16 protein-coding genes and 3 tRNA genes are annotated in these 21,683 nt (G+C 37.0%); 6 read left to right on the forward strand and 13 right to left on the reverse strand.

What is annotated here, in order from left to right; all coding sequences use genetic code 11:
* Window positions 1-88: 88 nt before the first annotated feature.
* The 6 genes from GGG_RS0115455 to GGG_RS0115480 form a co-directional block, all read right to left on the reverse strand.
* On the reverse strand, window positions 89-2,119 hold the full coding sequence (locus GGG_RS0115455) for a triacylglycerol lipase (protein ID WP_010116496.1): 2,031 nt from the start codon (window positions 2,117-2,119) through the stop codon (window positions 89-91).
* Window positions 2,120-2,225: 106 nt separating this feature from the next.
* Window positions 2,226-3,146, reverse strand: coding sequence for an ABUW_2363 family tetratricopeptide repeat lipoprotein (locus GGG_RS0115460; RefSeq protein WP_010116498.1), 921 nt, complete (start codon window positions 3,144-3,146; stop codon window positions 2,226-2,228).
* Window positions 3,147-3,262: 116 nt separating this feature from the next.
* A complete protein-coding gene (gene cysE, locus GGG_RS0115465) occupies window positions 3,263-4,102 on the reverse strand; it encodes a serine O-acetyltransferase (protein ID WP_010116499.1) in 840 nt (279 codons plus the stop codon).
* A complete protein-coding gene (locus GGG_RS0115470) occupies window positions 4,102-4,935 on the reverse strand; it encodes an RNA methyltransferase (protein ID WP_010116500.1) in 834 nt (277 codons plus the stop codon). The genes cysE and GGG_RS0115470 overlap by 1 nt, the downstream gene beginning before the upstream one ends.
* A gap of 40 nt (window positions 4,936-4,975) precedes the next feature.
* Entirely contained in the window at window positions 4,976-8,545 is a 3,570-nt protein-coding gene (dnaE, locus tag GGG_RS0115475) for a DNA polymerase III subunit alpha (RefSeq protein ID WP_010116501.1), read from the reverse strand.
* 565 nt (window positions 8,546-9,110) lie between these two features.
* Complete coding sequence (locus tag GGG_RS0115480) at window positions 9,111-9,983, reverse strand: ATP-binding protein (RefSeq protein ID WP_010116502.1); 873 nt, start codon at window positions 9,981-9,983, stop codon at window positions 9,111-9,113.
* A 225-nt stretch (window positions 9,984-10,208) separates the two neighbouring features.
* On the opposite strand from GGG_RS0115480, the gene GGG_RS0115485 reads away from it, so the two are divergent.
* From GGG_RS0115485 to GGG_RS0115505, 5 genes are all read left to right on the forward strand, one after another.
* Window positions 10,209-11,720: a DUF3336 domain-containing protein gene (locus tag GGG_RS0115485; protein WP_010116503.1), complete on the forward strand. Its 1,512-nt coding sequence runs from the start codon at window positions 10,209-10,211 to the stop codon at window positions 11,718-11,720.
* Window positions 11,721-11,738: 18 nt separating this feature from the next.
* A complete protein-coding gene (locus tag GGG_RS0115490) occupies window positions 11,739-12,617 on the forward strand; it encodes a protein kinase (protein ID WP_010116504.1) in 879 nt (292 codons plus the stop codon).
* A 108-nt stretch (window positions 12,618-12,725) separates the two neighbouring features.
* Window positions 12,726-12,810 (forward strand) — tRNA-Leu (locus tag GGG_RS0115495).
* A 42-nt stretch (window positions 12,811-12,852) separates the two neighbouring features.
* Window positions 12,853-12,926, forward strand: a tRNA-Trp gene (locus GGG_RS0115500).
* Between the two features lie 38 nt (window positions 12,927-12,964).
* Window positions 12,965-13,049 (forward strand) — tRNA-Leu (locus GGG_RS0115505).
* Between the two features lie 382 nt (window positions 13,050-13,431).
* Here the strand turns inward: GGG_RS0115505 and GGG_RS0115510 are convergent.
* From GGG_RS0115510 to GGG_RS0115535, 6 genes are all read right to left on the reverse strand, one after another.
* Entirely contained in the window at window positions 13,432-13,635 is a 204-nt protein-coding gene (locus GGG_RS0115510) for a hypothetical protein (RefSeq protein ID WP_010116505.1), read from the reverse strand.
* Between the two features lie 447 nt (window positions 13,636-14,082).
* Entirely contained in the window at window positions 14,083-14,814 is a 732-nt protein-coding gene (gene gloB / locus GGG_RS0115515) for a hydroxyacylglutathione hydrolase (RefSeq protein WP_010116507.1), read from the reverse strand.
* Window positions 14,815-14,983: 169 nt separating this feature from the next.
* A complete protein-coding gene (locus tag GGG_RS0115520; protein ID WP_010116509.1) occupies window positions 14,984-15,679 on the reverse strand; it encodes a methionine ABC transporter permease in 696 nt (231 codons plus the stop codon).
* The gene (locus GGG_RS0115525) at window positions 15,676-16,701 is read right to left on the reverse strand and encodes a methionine ABC transporter ATP-binding protein (protein ID WP_010116511.1); all 1,026 of its coding nucleotides are present in this window, start codon (window positions 16,699-16,701) and stop codon (window positions 15,676-15,678) included. The genes GGG_RS0115520 and GGG_RS0115525 overlap by 4 nt, the downstream gene beginning before the upstream one ends.
* Window positions 16,702-16,774: 73 nt before the next feature.
* Window positions 16,775-17,647 carry a MetQ/NlpA family ABC transporter substrate-binding protein gene (locus GGG_RS0115530; protein WP_010116513.1) on the reverse strand — a complete coding sequence of 291 codons (873 nt, stop codon included), beginning with the start codon at window positions 17,645-17,647 and terminating at the stop codon, window positions 16,775-16,777.
* Window positions 17,648-18,139: 492 nt separating this feature from the next.
* Window positions 18,140-19,030 (reverse strand): 3-hydroxyacyl-CoA dehydrogenase, encoded by an 891-nt coding sequence (locus tag GGG_RS0115535; RefSeq protein ID WP_010116515.1) that lies wholly within the window; start codon window positions 19,028-19,030, stop codon window positions 18,140-18,142.
* 191 nt (window positions 19,031-19,221) lie between these two features.
* Here GGG_RS0115535 and GGG_RS0115540 point away from each other — a divergent pair, with 191 nt between their 5' ends.
* Window positions 19,222-20,301: an AraC family transcriptional regulator gene (locus GGG_RS0115540; protein ID WP_010116517.1), complete on the forward strand. Its 1,080-nt coding sequence runs from the start codon at window positions 19,222-19,224 to the stop codon at window positions 20,299-20,301.
* Window positions 20,302-20,375: 74 nt separating this feature from the next.
* Here the strand turns inward: GGG_RS0115540 and purD are convergent, their stop codons facing one another.
* Window positions 20,376-21,659 carry a phosphoribosylamine--glycine ligase gene (purD, locus tag GGG_RS0115545; RefSeq protein ID WP_010116518.1) on the reverse strand — a complete coding sequence of 428 codons (1,284 nt, stop codon included), beginning with the start codon at window positions 21,657-21,659 and terminating at the stop codon, window positions 20,376-20,378.
* Between the last annotated feature and the right edge of the window lie 24 nt (window positions 21,660-21,683).

Here is a 21,683-nt window from a genome sequence, read left to right on the forward strand (position 1 = left end):
TTCAGTAATTTACGATCGTTGGAATAGTGCCTCTAAAAATCAAATATGTTCTTAAAATTATTTGATTTGTTCAAATTACTAGAAGGTATTATTTCAGCTCAAAACGATGCGGCTTATAAAGTCCTAAATTAATCAAATGTAATCTTAAAATACGTCTCAACTCCAAGACTGCTTCAGGTGTTTCTTGAATAGAATGGCCACCTTTGATAATTTTTTCAGAAACAGCACCATCTAAATGTGAGCTAGTATAAGGTACGATACCATCTGTCATCACATTCGGATCATTACTATCTGTGTCATTCCCCATAATTGAATGATAAATCATCCCTTTCTTAGGCATGGTATTTTCAGTCACTAAAGTGAAATTTGAATTACGACTCAAATCACTCGGCCCATTTTGAATTAAACCGTGTCCAACATCTTTTAAGAAATTCTTTGCATTGACGTCACGCTCATCAATTGAGTCTGCCAAAGCACCTAAAAATGCACCTGGAAGCTTAATAATTTTACGTGCAGCTAACGTAAACCAACGATCAGCAAATGCAGTCCCACGATGTGGTGCGGAAATAAAAATAGCACGATCGAAGTTCGGTACCGATTTGATGGTTAAACGTTCTTTAAAAATAGGATCACTTTTAAATTTATCGTATTTTCGGTTGTTTAATCTTTTTAAGGCGGGTTGTACTAAATCATCATCACTCACTAACAAGCGTGCGATGATTCCTCCCATACTGTGACCGATTAAAACAGCATTTTTTACAGAGGCTGATTCTTGATCAACAGAAGCAAAGGTTTGATTAATAATCGCATTAATCTGATAGCGGCTTTCAAAAATAGGCATATTGGTTGAGTAAAAAACTTGCCAGACTTGATAGTTTTCTCTTAATACCTGATCGCCCATAATATCGTTGGTTAAACGAATCCATGCTTCAGGGCTACTTGCTAAACCATGCACCAAAACAATCACTTTTTTATTGGGATTATAAGGTTCAAGCATGTATAGATGAGGCATGGTTAAACGCTCATCACGGTCAATTAAACTCAAATAAGCGGCAATACCTAAATTATTTTCAGCAAGCCACAATCCATAAGGTGCAGAGAAGTTAGCTGCAAGCGGATACTCATTTGACCCGACTTTTATTTTTTCAACAGTATATGGATCATATACATTGAGCTGAAATTCTGAGCCAAGCAAGATGTCTTGTAAGGTGGCAGTACTCTTAGGTTGAGCTGTCACACTGACAGATAAATAACGTGGTTGGTGAATATTTGGGTTGATACCATTTTTATATTTATAGTTAAATGGGTCAATAATATATTTATGATCTTCAGGTTGTTCTTTTAGTTTTGGTAAAACGGCTACAAATTCAGCACCGAAACCATCTCTACGGTTGATCGAGCGTAAGCCTGAAAAGTTCAGATTATAACTAGACAATAAGTTTTCTAAATCAGTTGAAGCAAGTTCAGGATAACCATTAAAATTAATGTTATAGATGCTTTTTCCAATTTTTAGTTGATTAGAAACAAGATGATATTTGTTTTTGGCTGAATATGTGGTGATTAGCTTAGCCAATGCTTGGTTGTAAAAATCACGAATTTGAACTTGTCTGTTGTTAAAAATACGGTCTTGAGGATGACGTTCAGTTTTAAACAAATAAGCATAGCTATAACGGATACTTTTATCCAGCATATCCATTTGTTGATCTAAACATTGATCATAGTTTTGCTGATTGAGCTTTTGTTTCTCTTCTGATTGATGCTTTGCAATAATACTAATTTTACAAGCCGATGAATCACTTAGATTAATTGCTTTGGTTAAGTAAATTTCACTAATTGTTGATAACAATTGTTCATCTTGAATTTGTGGAATTGCTTCCAAATCTTCAACACATTTGTCCGGATCTTCAGCACATGTTTTGGCTTCACGTCCAGTCATCGACAGTACATTTAAACTCGCTTCACTCATCTTTGAACGCGTTAAAATACTGTCACGTTCATTGGTGATAGAAACATTAACTTTTTGATTTTTGACACTGACGACTTGACAGCCACTCAAGCTCAAAGTGCTGATTGCCATAATAGAGAGCAAGATATTTGTTTTAGTGCTTTGCATAATCATGAACTAGATCAATTTATAGGGATAATACGATACTTTCATTTAATTTCTATTTTTTATTTAAGAAAATAGACTGAATGATCAGTCTATTTTTTATTTTCATCTCAAATTATTGTGCTTGAGCAGGGTTTTTCATAACCTGCCAAACATTGTAGCGACCTTGCTTTTCAATTTCTTGAATTAAACGGTCTGCTACTTCAGCTTCAGAAGGATATTTCACTTTGTAATTTTTCAAAGTTTGGATCGCATTCTTCTTCTGTTCCATACTAATATAGTTATTCGCAGAAGATAAATAAGCTTCTTGAACATTCAATTTAATCGCTTTATCTAAATAAGGTTGCGCTTCTTTTTGACCACCACCCTCAGATAAAGAGAAACCGAACCATAGGTTTGCTTCAGGATCTTCTTTGTTTATTTTCAAAATGCGTTGTGCATAATCTAAAGATTTAGTGGTGTAAGATGAGCCTAGATCAAGGTTACGACCTAATACGCTGGCTTTAAATGCACGAATTAAAATATCAAAAGAGGCATTTGGATTTGCAGCCAATTGATCAAGTTGCGCAGAAACTTCTCTTAGTTTACTTTCAAAGCCTTTACGTTCTTGACGGTCTGTAAATTGAGGTGGGTAATGACGTGCTTTGCCTTCAACCATTTGCAAGAAGTCATCAATTGATGTGATATCAATTTCATTTTCACCTGCAAGTACCGCATATTTCATGGCACGCTGTGTATTATTCACTGTCGGAACAATCAACTTATTGGTATCTAAAATTAATTTGTGCGTTGGATTGGCAGGATCAGTCACTTCAAGTTTATTGACAGGTTGAGCTGACGCTTTTTTTAATTCTAATTCAAATACAGGTGGTTGATCGTAATTGAACGGATTGAGTGCATAGAATGGAGGAGATAAGTCTGGTTCAGTATATACAATAGGATCATTTATGGTTGGTTTTTGCTGCACTGGTGTTGTAGAACATGCTGTAAGTACTGAAGTAGCAAGTAATGCATATGCCAAAGGCTTAATTGTCATGTATTTCTTCCAATGATTTATATTGAAAATTAAAAGTGGAGTTGCATGTTGCTCAGTCTATGAAAAGACGTATCAACATGCAACTTGATTTAGTTTACTGTATTAAAAACTATACATTAGCGCTCAGATTGATTACTTTGTGACTTACATTCACGCCTAACATCTTCAATAATTTTGAGTTCTTCTTCGCTATAAGGCTGTTCATCGATCTGTTGTTTATTAAAGGTTGGGTCTAAAAGCGAAAGTCGTACACAGAAATCATTCATACGTTTTTCATTCTGTTCTAAACGATCGATTAAGACACGCATGCCTTCGAGAATTGGATCGACCTGTTCTTGAGTGGCTGCATAAGGTTGAAAGTCTATATTGTCATGACTTTCACTTAAATTCTCTATGTTGTCAGGACATCGTGGTTCTTGCTCTTTAACTTGAACAGTTTCTTTGTCTTTACTAATAAAGCGAGCAGGGTTACCAACAGCTGTTACACCTTCAGGTACAGCCTTGGTGACAACAGCATTAGAACCGACTTTGGCATTTTTACCTACAATAAATGGCCCGAGTATTTTCGCACCTGCACCAACGACGACGCCATCACCGAGAGTCGGGTGACGTTTGCCTTTATTCCATGTCGTACCACCCAGTGTTACCCCATGATATAGAGTTACATCATCGCCAATTTCAGCAGTTTCGCCAATCACAACACCCATGCCATGATCAATGAAAAAACGTTTACCGATTTTAGCACCGGGATGAATTTCAATACCTGTAGCAAAACGACTAAAAGAAGACAAAATTCGTGCTGAAGTTTTACACTCTTTTTCCCAAAGTTCATGTGCTATACGATGCATAATTAAAGCATGTATACCTGGGTAAGTTGTTAAAACTTCGAATGTATTTCGCGCAGCGGGATCACGCGCAAATACAGCTTGAATATCTTCTTTGAGCTGTTTAAGCATTAGTTTTGATCCTCATTTTGGGATTTTTTCCATGTACCGTTGTTTAAAGCTTGAACGCGACTAAATATGCCACGTAATAAATGATATTCCATTTTATCTAATTGTATACGTCCAAATAATCGACGCAAGCGTAATGGCAGTAATCTTGGGTTTTTCGGGTCTAAGAATTCAATTTCAGCAAGCATTTTTTCAATATGAGGATAAAACTGTTCCATTTGTTCATGTGTGACCAAAGGCTCATCCCAATGCATATCATTTGAATCGGTAACATGCATAACTGCTTGAGTGTCGACTTCTTTTTCTACCAATTCTAAGGTTGCCATACGCATTTCATAACACAAAACTTGAATCGCTTGCGCCACATTTAACACACCATAATCGGTATTCACAGGAATGGTGACGTGGTAATTTGCCAGTGCCAATTCTTCATTGGTTAAACCACGATCTTCACGTCCAAATACAATAGCAATTTCTTGTTGGTCTTTTACGACACCTTGCATTGATTTTTGCGCAGCAGGGCGTGCATCCAGTAAAGGCCACGGAATGGTGCGACTCCGCGCGCTGGTACCAAAGACAATATGACAATCTTTTATAGCTTGTTCTAAAGTTTCAACAATTTCAATTTGATCAATAAGATCTGTAGCGCCAGCAGCCAGTGCATCAATATCAGGATGTGGATAGGTTTTGGGTGCAACAAGAACTAATTTGCATAATCCCATGGTTTTCATTGCACGTAATGCACTTCCGATATTTGCTGGAAGTGTGGTATTGACCATCACAATACGTACATGACTTAAATGCTGTGAAATGACAGCATTGTCGATAATATCCATTATTTTTCCAAAAATATAAGCTTCGATTTAACGAAATGAATTACGAAAATTGACCTGCATCAGCCATGTACTGATCCATGGCATCATCCATACTCATGTCACTTGAGGGAGCTGCAAGTTGTTGAGCAGGTTGTTGTCGATGATCAACAGCTTTCGCTGCTTTTGATTTGACTTGATATTCAATATAAATTGCTTCTTTACCAAAATAGTCACGCAATTTTGCAAGTAATTCATCTAAAGGTGCAATTTTCCATTGCTGTCCTAAATGTAATTCAGCACTTGCGTAAGCATAGTCCAATTCAATTTGCATCGGAATGTGTTGACACATATCGACATTACAGAAGGGTAATAAAATCTTTTGAATGTCCGATGTTAATGTTTTGGTGATAATTTCAGGATTTAACTTTAAAGAAATATGATTGGCACGTTTTTGGCGAATTTCATTGAGTGTGAATGCTTTGGTTAAGCGACCCATTGGACGGTCAAAACCTTCACGTTCGTATATTTCACCTTCAATTACAACGACTTTTTCATTCTGAATAATATCTTTAAAGCGTTGAAATCTTTCGTGATTCGCAGAAACTTCAATTCGTGCTGTTCCATCATCCAGCGTGATGACCATACGATTTGGGAAGTTGGCGACATCGACAACTAAACCTGCAAAAACAGTGGTCACACCACGGCGTGTAGGTGTTAATTCATTAATTTTATTTGGAATAAATGCTTTAAGTTCAGGGCGGTACACATCGATCGGATGACCTGTTAAATACAAGCCAAGCGTATCTTTTTCACCTTTTAAGCGAACTTCATCTGACCAAGGTTTTACAGGCTTCGCTGGTTTACGTTGAACTTCCTCAACTTCACCAAATAAGTCCATGATTCCTGTTTCACGATTAGATCGAGCTTGTTCAGCAGCTTGAACGGCTTCAGGGAGTTGTAGCATCAAACTTGCACGTTCAATGCCTAGACAGTCTAAAGCACCCGCACGAATCAAAGCTTCTAAAGTTCTTTTATTGATTTTTTTCAAATCTACACGGTGGCAGAAATCGAATAAATCTTTATATGGGCCATCTTGAATCCGTGAATCAATCACAGATTGCATAGCTTGTTCGCCGACACCTTTGATTGCGCCTAAACCATAAATAATGGTATCTGCATCGCTGGCATGGAATTGATAGAACGACATATTGATCGATGGTGGTAAAACTTCTAAACCATTATTGCGACAGTCATCGATCAAGAAAACTACGCTATCTGTATTCTGCATTTCCGAAGATAAAACGGCTGCTAAGAATTCAGACGGGTAGTGTGCTTTTAGCCAAGCCGTTTGATAGGCAACCAATGCATATGCGGCAGCATGTGATTTGTTAAAACCGTAGCCTGCGAATTTCTCCATATAGTCGAAGATATGGTTGGCTGTGCCTTCATCGATATCTTTTAACGCAGCACCTTCAATAAAGGTCGCACGTTGTTTGACCATTTCTTCGACTTTCTTTTTACCCATCGCACGACGAAGTAAATCTGCGCCACCAAGGGTATAACCTGCGCAGAGCTGAGCTGCTTGCATGACCTGTTCTTGGTAAACCATGATGCCATAGGTCGGTTCAAGTACGCTTTCCAATAAAGGATGTAGGTATTCAAACTCACCACCATGCATACGATGAATAAAGTCAGGAATTAGATCCATTGGACCTGGACGGTACAAGGATACGAAGGCAATAATTTCCTCAAATTTACTTGGACGTGCTTCCTTGAGCATCTTTTTCATACCCACGGATTCAAACTGGAATACCGCAGTCGTATTTGCATCAGCAAAGACGGAATAAGCTTTTGAGTCAGTCAAAGAAATTAGTGAAATATCGATAGGTGTTTCTAATTGCAGACGTTTATTGATATTTTGAACGGCAGCTTCAATCACTGTCAGGTTACGTAAACCTAAAAAGTCGAATTTAACCAGTCCCGCAGCTTCAACATCGTCTTTATCAAATTGTGCGACACGACCTGTACCATCGGCTTCACATAAAACTGCCGAATAATCAGTAATTTTTGTCGGTGCAATCACCACGCCACCTGCGTGTTTACCTGTGTTACGGGTAATCCCTTCAAGCTTGAGTGCCATTTCCCAAATTTCTGATGCATCATCATAGTCAGGGTTTGAAGGATTGGTCACGATATCTTTAAGTTGTGGTTCTGCTTCTAAAGATTCTTCTAAGGTCAGGCCGAGTGGCTTGGTGGGAATCATTTTTGAAATACGGTCAGCCAAACCATAAGATTTGCTTAAAACACGTGCAACGTCACGAATCGCACCTTTTGCCGCCATGGTGCCAAAAGTGGCAATCTGTGAAACAGCATCTCGTCCATAATGTCGTGCAACATAATCAATGACTTTATCACGACCTGCGATACAGAAATCGATATCGAAGTCGGGCATAGATACACGTTCTGGGTTTAAGAAACGTTCAAACAGTAGATCATAACGCAGTGGGTCTAAGTCAGTGATTTTTAAACTATAAGCCACCAATGAACCTGCACCTGAACCACGGCCAGGACCTACAGGCACACCATTGTTTTTAGACCATTGAATGAAGTCCATCACGATAAGGAAATAACCAGGGAACTCCATCTTATTGATGATACCCAGCTCATAAGCTAAGCGTTCATCATAAGGTTTGCGAATTTCAGCCCAATCTTCATCACGTTTTTCAACAGGGTAGAGGACAGCTAAACGCTCCTCTAAACCGAGCTCAGACAAATGGTTAAAATAACTGTGAATGGTATGACCATCTGGAATAGGATAGTCTGGCAAGTCATTAAAACCTAAACGCAAAGAAACAGTACAGCGTTTGGCAATTTGTATCGTATTTTCGATTGCACTCGGAATATCGGCGAAAAGCTCGATCATTTCAGCTGAGGTTTTAAAATATTGTTCCGCAGTAAACGTTTTAGGTCGTTTGCTATCACCTAGAACATAACCATCCGCAATACATACTCGGGCTTCATGTGCTTCATAATCTTCAGGTCTAACAAAATGCACATCATTATGTGCAACCACACCAATATTGTATTTTGCGGCTAATTTAAGCGCTTCTTGGTTAAAGCTTTCTTCTAAAGGACGACCTGTACGGGTCAATGCCAAATAAACACGATTACCGAATTTTTCAATCCATTGTTCTAATAAAGGTTCGGCTTTTTCAGGATAAGCAGAACACAGCATTTCTCCGATGTCACTGTGCAATCCCAATAAAATAATTAAATCGTCAGATTGTTCAAGAATCCAATCTTTTTGGATACAGGGAATAGACAGTTGCTGACCTTCGATAAAACCACGAGATACAATTTCAGTCAGACTGCGCCAACCTTTATTGGTCATCGCCAATAAAGTAGCTTTATGATAGGCGTCATTCAAACGAATCACGCTACCAAAAATAGGCTTAATGCCTTTGCCTTGTATTTTATTATAAAACTTAACAGCAGCATGTAGATTGGATAAATCTGTAATGGCTAAAGCAGGCATTTGGTCTGATGTCGCAGCTTTAATCAGATCAGGTATCCGTACGATCGATTCAGTGATCGAAAATTCTGTATGAATACCAAGATGAACAAACTGCATAGATGAATCCTATATCAAACTGTTGGGCATTTTATCACGCTTAAACTGTGATGTGCTGAAATAACTGATTCTTTAGTTTGAGAATGTTTTGTATTAACTTATTGAAAATGAATGTAATAAAATTATTTTTAATCAGGTTTTTTCTAATTGAATGTAAAAAAGCCAAATTATTTGGCTTTCAAACTCGCTAAAAGTGATTACCGAAACAGCATATTTCAATAATTACTGGGTTTTAAAATAAAGTACTTAACGTTAGTTTGGGATAAACTCTGATGTAATTTATTGAAAAGATAGATCAGGCGCAGCGGAGTCTTACCGTTTAAAGTCAAATGTAAGGACTAACCTTCGGTTCGACCTACTTTTCTTTCGGGAAAAGTAGGCAAAACCATTTGTCAGTCGCCAACTCGACAGATACCATCAAGTATCTAATATCTTGCAAAAACAGTATATTGCAGATGTAGTCCTGCCTCAAACAATGCGACTGACGTTTCCGCGTATCATATAGTTGGGAATATATCTTATCTCAAGCTTAAGTTGCTTTTAAGCACTACAAGTGCAATACGCATTAAAGTGCTTTTAAACGTTCCGAACCAATCCAATGTTTTGAGAATTGGTAAGCGGCACGACCTGAACGTTGTCCACGTGCTTGACACCATCTAAGTGCTTCCGCTCGAACATCTTCATTAAAAGGCATATTTTCTTTCATTAAATAATGTTCAACGATTTCTAAATAAAGATTTTGATCCATCGGGTAGAAAGATAACCACATTCCGAAACGATCAGACAACGAAATTTTCTCTTCAATCGCTTCTTGAGGATGTAACTCTTTATATTGAGGAACGTCAACCTTAGTCACAGGTGTATTTTCATGCATAAATTCAGGCAGTAGATGACGTCGGTTACTGGTCGCATAGATAATAAAATTACTTGAACCTGATTGTAATGAACCATCTAAAACACTTTTTAAACTACGGTAATTTTCATCTTCTGCGTTAAATGCTAAATCATCACAATAAACAATGAATTTTTCAGGACGATCTTTGATTATTTTTTGAATTTCAGGAAGATCAGATAAATCATCACGTTCAATTTCAATTAGACGTAAGCCTTGATTCGTATATTGTGTCAATAAAGAACGGACAATGGATGATTTTCCAGTACCACGAGAACCTGTAAGAAGAATGTCATTGGCAGGCAGTCCATGTAGGAACTGTTCAGTATTTTGCAAGATTTTTGCTTTTTGTCGTTCAATCCCTTTAAGATCTTCAAGATGCATTGCTTTTGGGTGATAGATCGCTTTAAGCTGCTTGTCGTGCCATCTAAAAGCAGGTGCTGAAAAATCAGTTTCTTGCTTCGTTTCTGGGAGAACTTGTTGTAACTGATCAAGTACAGTTGATAATTTCTGGATGATATGATCAGGTAAATCGAAAGCTGCCATTGCTATATCCATTCATGATTTAATAAATAATGATGAGTTTTTAATGTTAACACAGTATTTTTACTATATTAATCTCAGATGTTGATAATCTATCTCTAAAAAATAGATTAAATGATTGATGGTGATTGATTATCTGTCTATTTTTAAGCATAGTTTATAGATGAAAATTTAGTCCAGTTAGATGATCGTGTAGTTCATCGGATTAAAATCAAAGGAATTTTAGAAATGCTATTAGAACTCACTCAAGATTTAAATCCGCATCAAGCTTATCGTATAAAAAAACTAAAAAGAAGATTGGCACATGCTGAAAACTATGAAGAGTGGCAATCGATTGCTTTAAAACTGGATGAAGAAACGGGTGCTCAAGAGTGGAAGTTCGATAACAGCTCACCTTATTTTGATGCTGAAATTATTTCTTATCGTCTAAATTTATTACGTCGTTACCGTCAGCAAAATAGAACACAAGATTTGATTTATATCTTGCGAGAAGGCTTTAGCCATGATGTCGCCAATATTGGTCATCCTATGTTATTTGCACATAGCTATGTCGGCACAAAAAAAATTATTGAAGATTATATCGACGAGGTTAATAAAAGCTTAGCCTTTATTGCTTCAGAAAGTTGCCAGTTATTCACCATAGAAAATAAAATAAATTTCTTCAAAAATTGTGAAAAAGCTTATGGTCAGCCTGCGCTCATGTTCTCAGGTGGTGCGACTTTGGGTTTATTTCATAGTGGTGTATGTAAGGCATTGATGGAACAGGACTTAATGCCGAATGTATTGTCAGGTTCAAGTGCTGGCGCATTTATGACGGCTTTATTGGGTGTCAATGAACCGAGTCAAATTCCAAATTTGCTTTCAGGTGATCAATTTTATAGTGAGGCATTCCATTTCCGAGGTTTTCGAGAGCTGATTAAAGGAAATGGTGGTTTTGCCGATGTGAAATATCTTAAAAAATTCTTAATTGAAAATTTAGGTGATGTCACTTTTGAAGAAGCTTTTGAGAAATCAGGCTTAGATATCAATGTCACTGTTGCACCTTATGATGTTACGCAAGAAGATGCACGAATTATGAATAAGTACACTTCACCTGATTTATTGGTGTGGAGTGCTGTTTTGGCCTCTTGTGCAGTGCCTATCTTGTTTCCACCTGTACGGTTGACCAGTAAACGTTTTGATGGCGTACATACGCCTTATTTAGCCAATACACGTTGGGTAGATGGCAGTGTACGCAGTGACTTCCCGCAAGAGCGAATGTCACGTTTATATAATTTAAATTACACTATTGCCAGCCAAGTGAATCCGCATATCGTTCCTTTTATGCAGAATGATGAAGACCGCTATCGTAAAGATTTATTGAGCTGGCCTGAACGTATTGTGCGTCAACAAGGTAAATTGGCGACCATGGGTATTATGGACTTTGCACGTGGACGTATGGGGCGGATTCCATCGGTACGCCGTTTGCTTGATCATGGTTATGGTGTGGTTGATCAACGCTATTATGGTGATGTGAATATTATTGGTCAGTACAGCTTGCGTCATTATAGTTATATGTTGCAAAACCCTCGTCCGCATTTGTTTAAACTTTTACAACGAGAAGGCGAGCGAGCAACATGGCCAAAAATTTCCAGTATCGAAACGCATGCACGTATTGGTAAAACCATTCAACATTGCTTAGAAGTTTTAAACTTTGAACAAAAAGCAAAAAATTCTTCGGTGAAACTCGAAGAAGTCTAATGGAGATCATTGGCTTAGATGTTATTAGATGTTGGGCGGATTGATCTTACGACAGCTTTGAATTCGCCTAAAAGCCAAAGTTTTGGTCGTCGTATTTATTTTATTGAACAGCAGGGACGAAGTTTTTGGCTGAAATTACAATTACGTCGTAGCGATGAGCATGATCTTTATCATGCTCATCAACAGAGCTTTTTAAATGAATTGAATTGTTATACCCAACTTAGTCATAGCGAAACCGCTGACAAAAAGCTGTTACTCAATTTTTCAATATTAAAGACATCACAGTTTTTTCACGATTTTAAAATACAAGCTTTTCAAGAACAAAATTTTAAAGAGTATGGCTGTCAAAAGCATGAAACTTTTATCGACCAAGTCTTGTGTGTTGAACATGCGAATTTATTATTTCCAGCACTGATTGATCAATTAGATCGAACTGAGATTTTTAACCGATTGAAATTAAGCTTGGATGTACTAGAACATTTACATGAATGTGGCTATATACATGGTGATTTGAAAATAGAGCATTTTCGTTATTCAAATGATCAAGCTGCTTTAATAGATTTTGAACAAACTTCGCATCTTCAATGGGTTAATCACTTAGCAAACACAGCAACACCACGTTATATGGCGCCAGAATTGTTTCATGCAGAAAGTAAGTCATTTGCTAGTGATATTTATGCATTGGGGATAATTTGGCTGGAATGGTTAACGCAAATACGCTTTCAACAAAAAAGTTATTTGGACTGGGCAAAGTTGCATTGCCAAAGTTTAAAAATTGATCTACCAATGCAATTTGAAATGCTCGAAGAAATATTATTGAGTATGCTGATGAAAAATAAACAACAACGTTGCTCAAATATTTATCAATTAAAACAAGTATTAAGCAAAATTGCCTAATCAAAAAGCAGTGTTGCTTAATTTTGTTTTTTATTTAAACAATCGAGTGTCTTTTTATAAAAAAGGGCTTGTCATACTCAAATGATCTCTATAATATACACAGCCATTGGGGATGTGGCGAAATTGGTAGACGCACTGGATTTAGGTTCCAGCGCCGCAAGGTGTGAGAGTTCGAGTCTCTCCGTCCCCACCAAGCAATTCATTTGGTGGCATAAAAGCGAAATGAAGTGTTTATAGAGGATTGGTGTAATGGTAGCATGACGGTCTCCAAAACCGTTCGTCAAGGTTCGAATCCTTGATCCTCTGCCAACTTATTTAAAAATACCACTGATGTGGTTTTTTTATTCGGGGACGTGGCGAAATTGGTAGACGCACTGGATTTAGGTTCCAGCGCAGCGATGCGTGAGAGTTCGAGTCTCTCCGTCCCCACCATATTTAAAAAGGCAAGATGAAAATCTTGCCTTTTTTTATTGTCAAAAAATCAATATTCAAGCTGATTAGTATAGGTTTTTAAAGGTTTATTCAAAGGACCTATGAATAATAGGTTTGAAGATGCTGAGCGCTTATTCTGCACTTTTGCAAATATAGATCATAATTAAGCGAAAGGGTGAACCCCAGTTAAATAGTACGCTTGAATTTTTAAACAGATGATCATTTGGTGGTTTACATAGGAATAGCTTGATTAGTCGTTTAATTGGACATAAAAAAGACCTGAGCTTTGATTATTTTGAGTCATATCAAACGCAGGTCTTTCGCACAACAAAGAGACACTTCTTTTCAATATAGTATTTAAATTCAATAGTATTTAAATTCACTAAGCTTTTAAATGGTCTTCAAACTCTTCGCCCAGCTGAACAGCTAAAGGGTTACCCGCTAAATCGCAAGTGACCAAACCATATTCTTTCTTAAAACTGAATGTAAATCCTTTACCATCAGCTAAATTTTTGACTGAATACCCTAATTTTTCTAACCAGATACGGAATGCGATTAAATTTTTTGCCTTAACAACCTTTTTCACTGAAGATCTCCTTAATTCCTTCCTATAAAATTTAATAGGGATGACCATTAAATTTTTAAAGGGGCAATCTGCATAAACTTATTTTTTATATCAATTTTTGATCACAAGTCATAATCACTATTTTAAATATACAAGAATTTAATCCTTTAAAAAGATTATCGAATACATTTTTTATATTTTATTTTTATAAATATCAATTGGATATATTCTATTGCATAAATTACAGTACGATTATTTCAAATGTTTTGTCACAAATTCTTTGTAAACAGAGAATGCATTGCAAATGTAAATAAATTTATCGCGATAGATAAAATCTCTGTGATTTTATCTAATCATTGTATAAAAAAGCCAACCAGCACACACTACATTTATATCTTCATAAAATGAACAGAAGTTATAGTCATTTCAGGATTTAAATGTAGTGCGCGCTTTAATTGATTTGTTAAATTAAAAATTGTCTTTTAAAGCTCGAATACGTGCAAATTCTTCAGCGCTCTCAACTCTCAAGAAAGGGTTGGTTTCTAGCTCTAATTCGATTGTACTTGGGAGGGTGATTTCACCAAGTGTACGGAGTTGTTGAACTTCTTCTGCACGTTGCTGAATGGCTCTATTTTCAGGTTCAATATGCAATGCAAATTGAGCATTAGAGAGGGTGTATTCGTGCGTACAATAGACTTTGGTTCTCGGTGGTAATGCCGCCAAGCGGTTTAGTGAGTGATAGAACTGTTCTGGTGTACCTTCAAACATACGTCCACAGCCCATTGCAAACAAAGTGTCACCACAGAAAACACTATCAATCTCATCGATAAAATATGCAATATGCCCTAAGGTATGACCTGGGATTGCAATAATTTCAATGTTTAAATCGTGAAATTTGAAATGATCGTCATGTTGTAATGGATGAGTCAGAAAAGGAATGTGACTCAATTCTTCTCGTGGGCCGTAGACAGGAACTTGATGATCGACAATAAGTTTGGGTACGCCACCAATATGATCTTTATGCCAATGCGTTAGCCAAATTTGTTTTAAATGAAGTTGATGTTCAGCACAGTATTGTTCAACTAATTCAGCTTCGGTTGGGTCAACGACAACCACATCATGACTGTTGGTTTCTTCTATGAGCCAAATATAGTTTTGTAATTGATTTTTTACATCGATCACGTGAATTTTATAACTCATTGTAGATTCCATTTTTAATACCTTTAGATATTTAATACAAATATGTACTCATTCACAAGTTGAAATCTTGATAAGAGAAAAGAAAGGGTAGATCAATTTTGTTTAAAAATGCTCGGCATATAAAAAGCCCTCAATAAAGAGGGCATATAAAACATAACAAATAGAAGTTTTATCTTAACTTGGATAACCAATCACCAATGCTTTGTACCAATTGAACCAAAATTAACAATACAATGACGGTTAAAATGACAACACTGGTATCGAAACGTTGATAACCATAAGAAATCGCTAAGTCACCAATACCACCAGCACCGACAGCACCAGCCATTGCTGTTGCACCAATTAAACTGATGGCTGCTGTGGTTAAATTTAAAATCAAAGAACTACGTGCTTCAGGAATAATGAATTTAAAAATAATTTGGCTTGGAGATGCACCCATAGCTTGCGCAGATTCAATAATGCCTTCATTGACCTCAAGTAATGAGGTTTCAATCAAACGACCGATATAAGGGCCTACATAGATGGTGAGTGGCACAATTGCTGCCCAAGTACCAATCGATGTGCCTACAATCAGCTTAGTTAAAGGAATAACTGCGATTAAAAGAATAATGAAGGGTAGAGAACGTAATGCATTTACAATCGGATTGAGTACGTGATAAATCACTCGATTCGGCATGATGCCTTGCGGGCGAGTGAGCAGGAGAATAATGGCTTGAATGAAGCCCCAAATCGTACCAAAGAGCATTGCAAAGAAAACCATGTGAAAGGTTTCTTGAAGTGCGGTAACGAATTGGTCAATGGATAATGAACTATGCCAAAAAGGTGCAGTGATTTGAGTGAGCCATTGTACGATTAAATCTCTCATACAGTTACTCCTGGTTGCGTAACTTTCACGCCATGTTGTTCAAAAAACGCAATCGCTTGTTGGATAATTGCAGGGTCGCCCAGCAATTGAATAAACATTTGCCCAATCACCGAGCCATTAATTTCTGTCATATTGGCAAATAGAATATTAAGACTGATATCAAATTGTTTAATGGCAGCTTGTACAACGGTTTCTTGTGCAGACGTGCCAAGGAATTGCAGGCTGTAAATACTTTTATGATTTTGATTCTCAAGATTATTGAGAATGTTAATCGGGAGTTGTTGTTGTAATACTGTTTGAATAAAATTTTGAGTCGTTGGGTGTTGTGGTTGACTAAATAGTTCCAATGTAGAACCTGTTTCAATCACTTTACCTTGTTCCATGACTGCAACATAATCACAAACACTTTCAATCACATCCATTTCATGGGTGACCATGACAATGGTAATACCTTGTTCTTGATTGATTTTTTTAAGCAAGGCTAAAACAGATTTAGTTGTTTGTGGATCAAGTGCAGAGGTTGCCTCATCACAAAGTAGAATTTTAGGATGGTTGGCTAGGGCACGTGCAATCCCGACACGTTGCTTTTGTCCACCTGAAAGTTCGTCAGGGTAGGCATCTTTTTTGTGTTTTAGGTCAATAAATTCAAGTAATTCATTTAAACGTTTTTCACGTTCTGCTTTATTCACACCCAATAAAACCAGTGGCATTTCAATATTGTCTGCAACTGTTTTGGTTTGCAGTAAATTAAAATGCTGAAAGATCATACCGATATTTGCACGTTCTTGACGTAATGCACGTGAATCAAGTGCCGTAAAGTCCTTTTGATTAATAATGACTTGTCCTTGACTCGGACGCTCAAGCAAATTAATCATACGGATTAAGGTACTTTTTCCCGCACCACTATAACCAATAATGCCAAAAATACTTCCTGCTGGAATATTCAGATTGATCTGATCCAGTGCAGGTATGGTTTGATCCTTGAGCTCATAGTGTTTTGAAATGTTTTTAAATTCAATCATATCGTCAGAAACTATACAAAAATGAAAAAACAGGCAAAATGAATTTGCCTGTTTCGTTTAAGCCATTATAAGACTATTTTGATTCTGTAAGATAGCTTACAGGTTTATTTACATCCACTTTAGTACCGCCAAAATGTTCTTGAACATATTTGCCTACAGCAGGAACGTGATATAGCTCACCCACTTTTTTCAAAATAGGGTCATCTTTACGAGAGTCCGCAACAGCAAGAACATTCACGTTCATTTTAGTGCTTTGGTCAATTGGTTCGTAGTAAATAGAGTCTTTTAATACGTTTAAACCACCTTCCATTGCCAAAGTATTACCCAATACAATTGCATCAACTTCGTCTTTAGCACGTACAGCTGTTGCCATTTGAATCGGTTTGATGACAATTTTTTTCGCATTTTCAGTAATATCAGCAGGTGTACCTTTTACAAGATCAAAACCATCTTTTAATTTTACTAAGCCAGCAGATTGTAAAAGTAATAATGCACGTGATTCATTTGCACCATCATTTGGAATTGCAATGGTTGCACCTTGAGCGAAATCTTCAACTTTTTTAACTTTGCTTGAGTAGATACCCATTGGCTCTAAATAAGTGGTAGAAACAGCTGCAATTTTGTCTTTATTTGAGTCATTGAAAGCAACAAGATATGCATAAGATTGGAATGCATTGATGTCAACTTCTTTATTCGCAACAGCAGTATTCATTGCAACATAGTCAGTGAAGTTTTTAACTTCTAGTTTAATACCTGCTTGTTTAGTTTCAGGTAAAGTTGCAATGTAACGCCAAATATCTGCATCCGAACCTGTAGATGCCATCACGACAGTTTGTTCTTTACCTGCATCAGCTTGAGCAGCATCATTTTTAGGCGCTTCTAGTTTACCGCAAGCAGCAAGCGTAAGCACAGATGCACTGAATAAAACACCAAACAGCTTTTTCATGTATTCGTCCTAATAAAGAAATACAAATCTCTTTGTATTCTCAATTGATTTTCTAACATTATATGAAAAACCATATTCATAGATTCTTTTTGTGTTTATCTATGAATATTGTCTTCTTTGATTTGTTGATTAGTGTTCCATTTTAAAATTGATTTTTTAAAATATGCACTAAAGATTTGTTTATCATATCAATAAATGAATCTTATACATAGCGTTGCTTTTTTACTCTCCATTTAAAAATGTATGCTTAAAAATAAGTTTTTTTATTAAATAGATAAATAAAACAAATGCTTTCATTTAATAGTGTGTAACTAAGTGGTTTATTTTTATACTTATTCATAATATATAAGTTTTTTTGGATTAATTATCTTGTTTTTGAATATAAAAAAGCCTTCAAACACTTGAAGGCTAGTTTCGCTTAATTGAATAAACTAAACATTTTATGTGCAACTACTCGATAAACAATACTTTTACAATATTTCTAATGCAAAGTTATTGTAGGAATGTGTCTGATTCATAGGCTGGATTTGGGTAACTATAGAAACCTTGTCCTGTTGGAAGACCTAACTTATTTTGGTTGATGAAGTCATTTTCAAGGCGATCCTTAATACGTGCCATGATTGGGCTCGCATCAGCATGTAATTTTGCAATATTGTATGCTGTTGTAATACCAATAATATCCAAAATTGCAAATGGGCCTTTAGGTGAACCAAATGACTTCATCCATGTTTTATCGATGGTATGAGGGTCAGATACTTCGTTTATCCAAAGTTCCAATGCTGAAACGCAATAAGGCACTAACATTGAATTTAAGATAAGACCAGGTTGTTCTTTATAAACAGGTAAAGCCACCATGCCAATTGCTTTAGCAAATTGTACTAAATCTTCAAATACTTGTTTGTCAGTGGTGTCATGACCCATGATTTCAGCCATGTTATTGACCCAAATTAAATTGGCAAAATGTAGTGCTAGGAATTTCTCTGGGCGACCGGTCACTTCGCGGAACTGACTTGGCAATAATGTTGAGGTATTTGTTGCGAACACGGTTTTAGCTGGCGCCACTTGACTCAATTTTTCATAAAAATCAGTTTTGATACTGACATCTTCAGGCACCGCTTCAATGACTAAATCTGCATCTTTGACTGCTTCTGCAAGGTTTGAATGGTAACTGAGATTGTTAAATGTATTGTCCAATTGTTCTTGGGTAGCATTTAAATCACGTTTATAGCATTCAGCGAGGTCAAAAAATTTTGCTTTGGCTTTATCAAGAACTTCATCATTTATGTCATAAACCGTGACTTTAAATCCATGAAACGCGGTTTGGAATGCAATTTGATAGCCTAATACGCCACTACCTGCGACGGTTACATTTTTAAAATGCATTGTATTTTCCTTATTTTGTCCTTAAATGAAAAATGAACGATCCTTGATTAACAACACACATTGTTCGGTTTAATTAGGGTGAAGCAATGAATGAGTAAAATGTTCATTTATCCTATTGTGTCTTTGTTTATTTGTGCTAACTTGACAAATTGAGTCTATTTTTTGACGCATTGAGACAAGGATTGTTTTGAATGGATTACTCAAATTCAATAGATTTGGTGCATAGTCATAATGCCCATGACGATGTAGTGCATAGCTCAGGATTACGTGGTTATTTAGAGGTCATGCAGCAGTTGGGGATAGATGCTGTACCTTTGTTGGAGAAGCACGGCATTAAGCAGGTGCAATTACAAGATGATAATGAATGGATTTCTCATTATGCTGTTATTCAATTGCTAGAAGATAGTGCGCAACAGGCACATTGCGCAGATTTAGGTTTGCGTATATCACATTATCAAGATATTAGTATCTTAGGGGTACTTGGGTCGATTTTGCAAAGCGCATCTACACTTCGTGATGTGCTTAAATATAGTTCTGATTTATTATTTCTGCATGGCTCTGCGCCTAGATTATACTTTAATGAACATGTAACGACTGATTTGTTCGAACATGATAATGACATTGTTGAAGTTATTTTTGACCTCCAACTGAACAATTCCACCAATATTTTAAGTAAACGACAATCTATGGATCTTGGACTTGCTGTTTGCCATCGGGTGATGCGTTATTTAAGTGGTGATCATTATCAACTGCTTAAAGTGACATTGCCACATAGTCCAATCGCGTCATTAAGTGTTTATAAGCGTTTTTTTCAGGCTGAAGTGATCGCAAATCAGCAGCATGCTGCATTGTATTTACACAAAAAAATATTCGATAAAGTTTTGGGTAGCACAGATCACGGCTTGCGTGAAATCGTAGACAGTTATCTTGAGCGAAACTTTCGTAGCCATCATGGTTCGATTACAGATCGTGTTCGTCATGCGATCCGCGTTAATTTATCTAGCCCAAAAGCCAATAAAACGGATATTGCTTACATGCTTGCAATGCATCCAAGAAGTTTACAGCGCAAACTGGATGAAGAGGGAACGAGTTTTGAATTGATTAAAGATAAACTTAGACAGCAATTACTTTTGCAATATCTTGCGGACTCACAAGCTTCAATGAGTCAAATTGCTTCGGTGCTTGGTTTCTCAGAACAATCTGCTTTAAGTCGTGCTTGTAAAAATTGGTTTGGGATGACACCTAGGCAGTTGCGAAAAGCTGGGAATTGATTGTAGAAAATGAGCGGAATAAAAAGCCCTCAACATGGTGAGGGCTTTTCTTACTTCACTTTTAACTTTATGAATTAAGCATTTTCACGTGCGATTGCGCGGTAACCAATATCTTTACGGTATTGTACGCCATCAAAAGTTACTTTTTGGCAGAGTTCTAATGCTTTCGCTTGAGCTTCACCAATGGTATTACCAATGGCAGTTACGCAAAGTACACGTCCGCCTGCGGTAACAACCTCACCGTTGGCACTGGTTGCAGTACCTGCATGGAAAACTTTCGCATCGGTCATTTCAGTGTCTAAACCAAAAATCACATCATCTTTACTAGATGTTTCTGGGTAGCCTTTCGAAGCAAGAACGATACCTACGGTTTTACGGTCATCCCAATCTGCTTCTGCAGGAAGATCTCCATCAATACCAGCTTCAACTAAATCCACCAAAGATGATTTTAAACGCATCATAATCGGTTGAGTTTCAGGATCACCAAAACGGCAGTTAAATTCAATAACACGAGGTTGACCTTGTTCATCAATCATTAAACCAGCGTACAAGAAACCTGTATAAACATGACCATCTGCTTTCATACCATCAACAGTTGGGCGCATGACTTCTCGCATTGCTTTTTCAAAAACGTCAGCAGTCACGACTGGAGCAGGGGAATACGCACCCATACCACCTGTGTTTGGACCTTGGTCACCTTCAAAAATACGTTTATGATCTTGTGAAGTTGCCATTGGTAAGATGTTATCGCCATCGATCATACAAATGAACGAAGCTTCTTCACCAGCAAGGAATTGTTCGATGACAACACGTGAACCTGCGTCGCCAAATTTGTTGCCTGCCAACATATCATCAATCGCATCAAATGCTTCTTGATTAGTCATTGCAACAATCACGCCTTTACCCGCAGCTAAACCGTCTGCTTTGATGACAATCGGAGCACCATTTTTTTCAACAAATGCTTTTGCTGCATCGACTTCTGTGAACACATCATAAAAAGCTGTTGGAATGTTATGACGTTTTAAGAAGTGTTTCGCAAATGCTTTTGAACCTTCAAGCTGTGCAGCGAATTGAGTTGGTCCCCAAATTTTAAGACCTGCTTCACGACATGCATCCACAACACCATTTACTAAAGGCGCTTCTGGGCCAACAATGATTAAATCAACAGCATTGTTTTTAGCAAAATCAATAATTGCTGGATTATCGAGAATGTCTAAAGTAACGTTGACACATTTGTTTTCTGTTGCAGTACCTGCATTACCAGGAGCAACAAAAACTTGAGTCACTTTTTCATCTTGTGCGATTTTCCATGCAAGTGCATGTTCACGACCGCCACTACCCAATACTAAAATGTTCATCTTCAAAAAATCCTTCAGAAATAG

Source organism: Acinetobacter sp. P8-3-8 (assembly GCF_000214135.1).
In the GTDB taxonomy this organism is placed as follows: domain Bacteria; phylum Pseudomonadota; class Gammaproteobacteria; order Pseudomonadales; family Moraxellaceae; genus Acinetobacter.

Coding starts and splice junctions, on each gene's coding strand:
- GGG_RS0115455 (WP_010116496.1), bottom strand. CDS start 2,119: ATGATTATGCAAAGCACTAAAACAAATATCTTGCTCTCTATTATGGCA.
- GGG_RS0115460 (WP_010116498.1), bottom strand. CDS start 3,146: ATGACAATTAAGCCTTTGGCATATGCATTACTTGCTACTTCAGTACTT.
- cysE (WP_010116499.1), bottom strand. CDS start 4,102: ATGCTTAAACAGCTCAAAGAAGATATTCAAGCTGTATTTGCGCGTGAT.
- GGG_RS0115470 (WP_010116500.1), bottom strand. CDS start 4,935: ATGGATATTATCGACAATGCTGTCATTTCACAGCATTTAAGTCATGTA.
- dnaE (WP_010116501.1), bottom strand. CDS start 8,545: ATGCAGTTTGTTCATCTTGGTATTCATACAGAATTTTCGATCACTGAA.
- GGG_RS0115480 (WP_010116502.1), bottom strand. CDS start 9,983: ATGGCAGCTTTCGATTTACCTGATCATATCATCCAGAAATTATCAACT.
- GGG_RS0115485 (WP_010116503.1), top strand. CDS start 10,209: ATGCTATTAGAACTCACTCAAGATTTAAATCCGCATCAAGCTTATCGT.
- GGG_RS0115490 (WP_010116504.1), top strand. CDS start 11,739: ATGTTATTAGATGTTGGGCGGATTGATCTTACGACAGCTTTGAATTCG.
- gloB (WP_010116507.1), bottom strand. CDS start 14,814: ATGAGTTATAAAATTCACGTGATCGATGTAAAAAATCAATTACAAAAC.
- GGG_RS0115520 (WP_010116509.1), bottom strand. CDS start 15,679: ATGAGAGATTTAATCGTACAATGGCTCACTCAAATCACTGCACCTTTT.
- GGG_RS0115525 (WP_010116511.1), bottom strand. CDS start 16,701: ATGATTGAATTTAAAAACATTTCAAAACACTATGAGCTCAAGGATCAA.
- GGG_RS0115530 (WP_010116513.1), bottom strand. CDS start 17,647: ATGAAAAAGCTGTTTGGTGTTTTATTCAGTGCATCTGTGCTTACGCTT.
- GGG_RS0115535 (WP_010116515.1), bottom strand. CDS start 19,030: ATGCATTTTAAAAATGTAACCGTCGCAGGTAGTGGCGTATTAGGCTAT.
- GGG_RS0115540 (WP_010116517.1), top strand. CDS start 19,222: ATGGATTACTCAAATTCAATAGATTTGGTGCATAGTCATAATGCCCAT.
- purD (WP_010116518.1), bottom strand. CDS start 21,659: ATGAACATTTTAGTATTGGGTAGTGGCGGTCGTGAACATGCACTTGCA.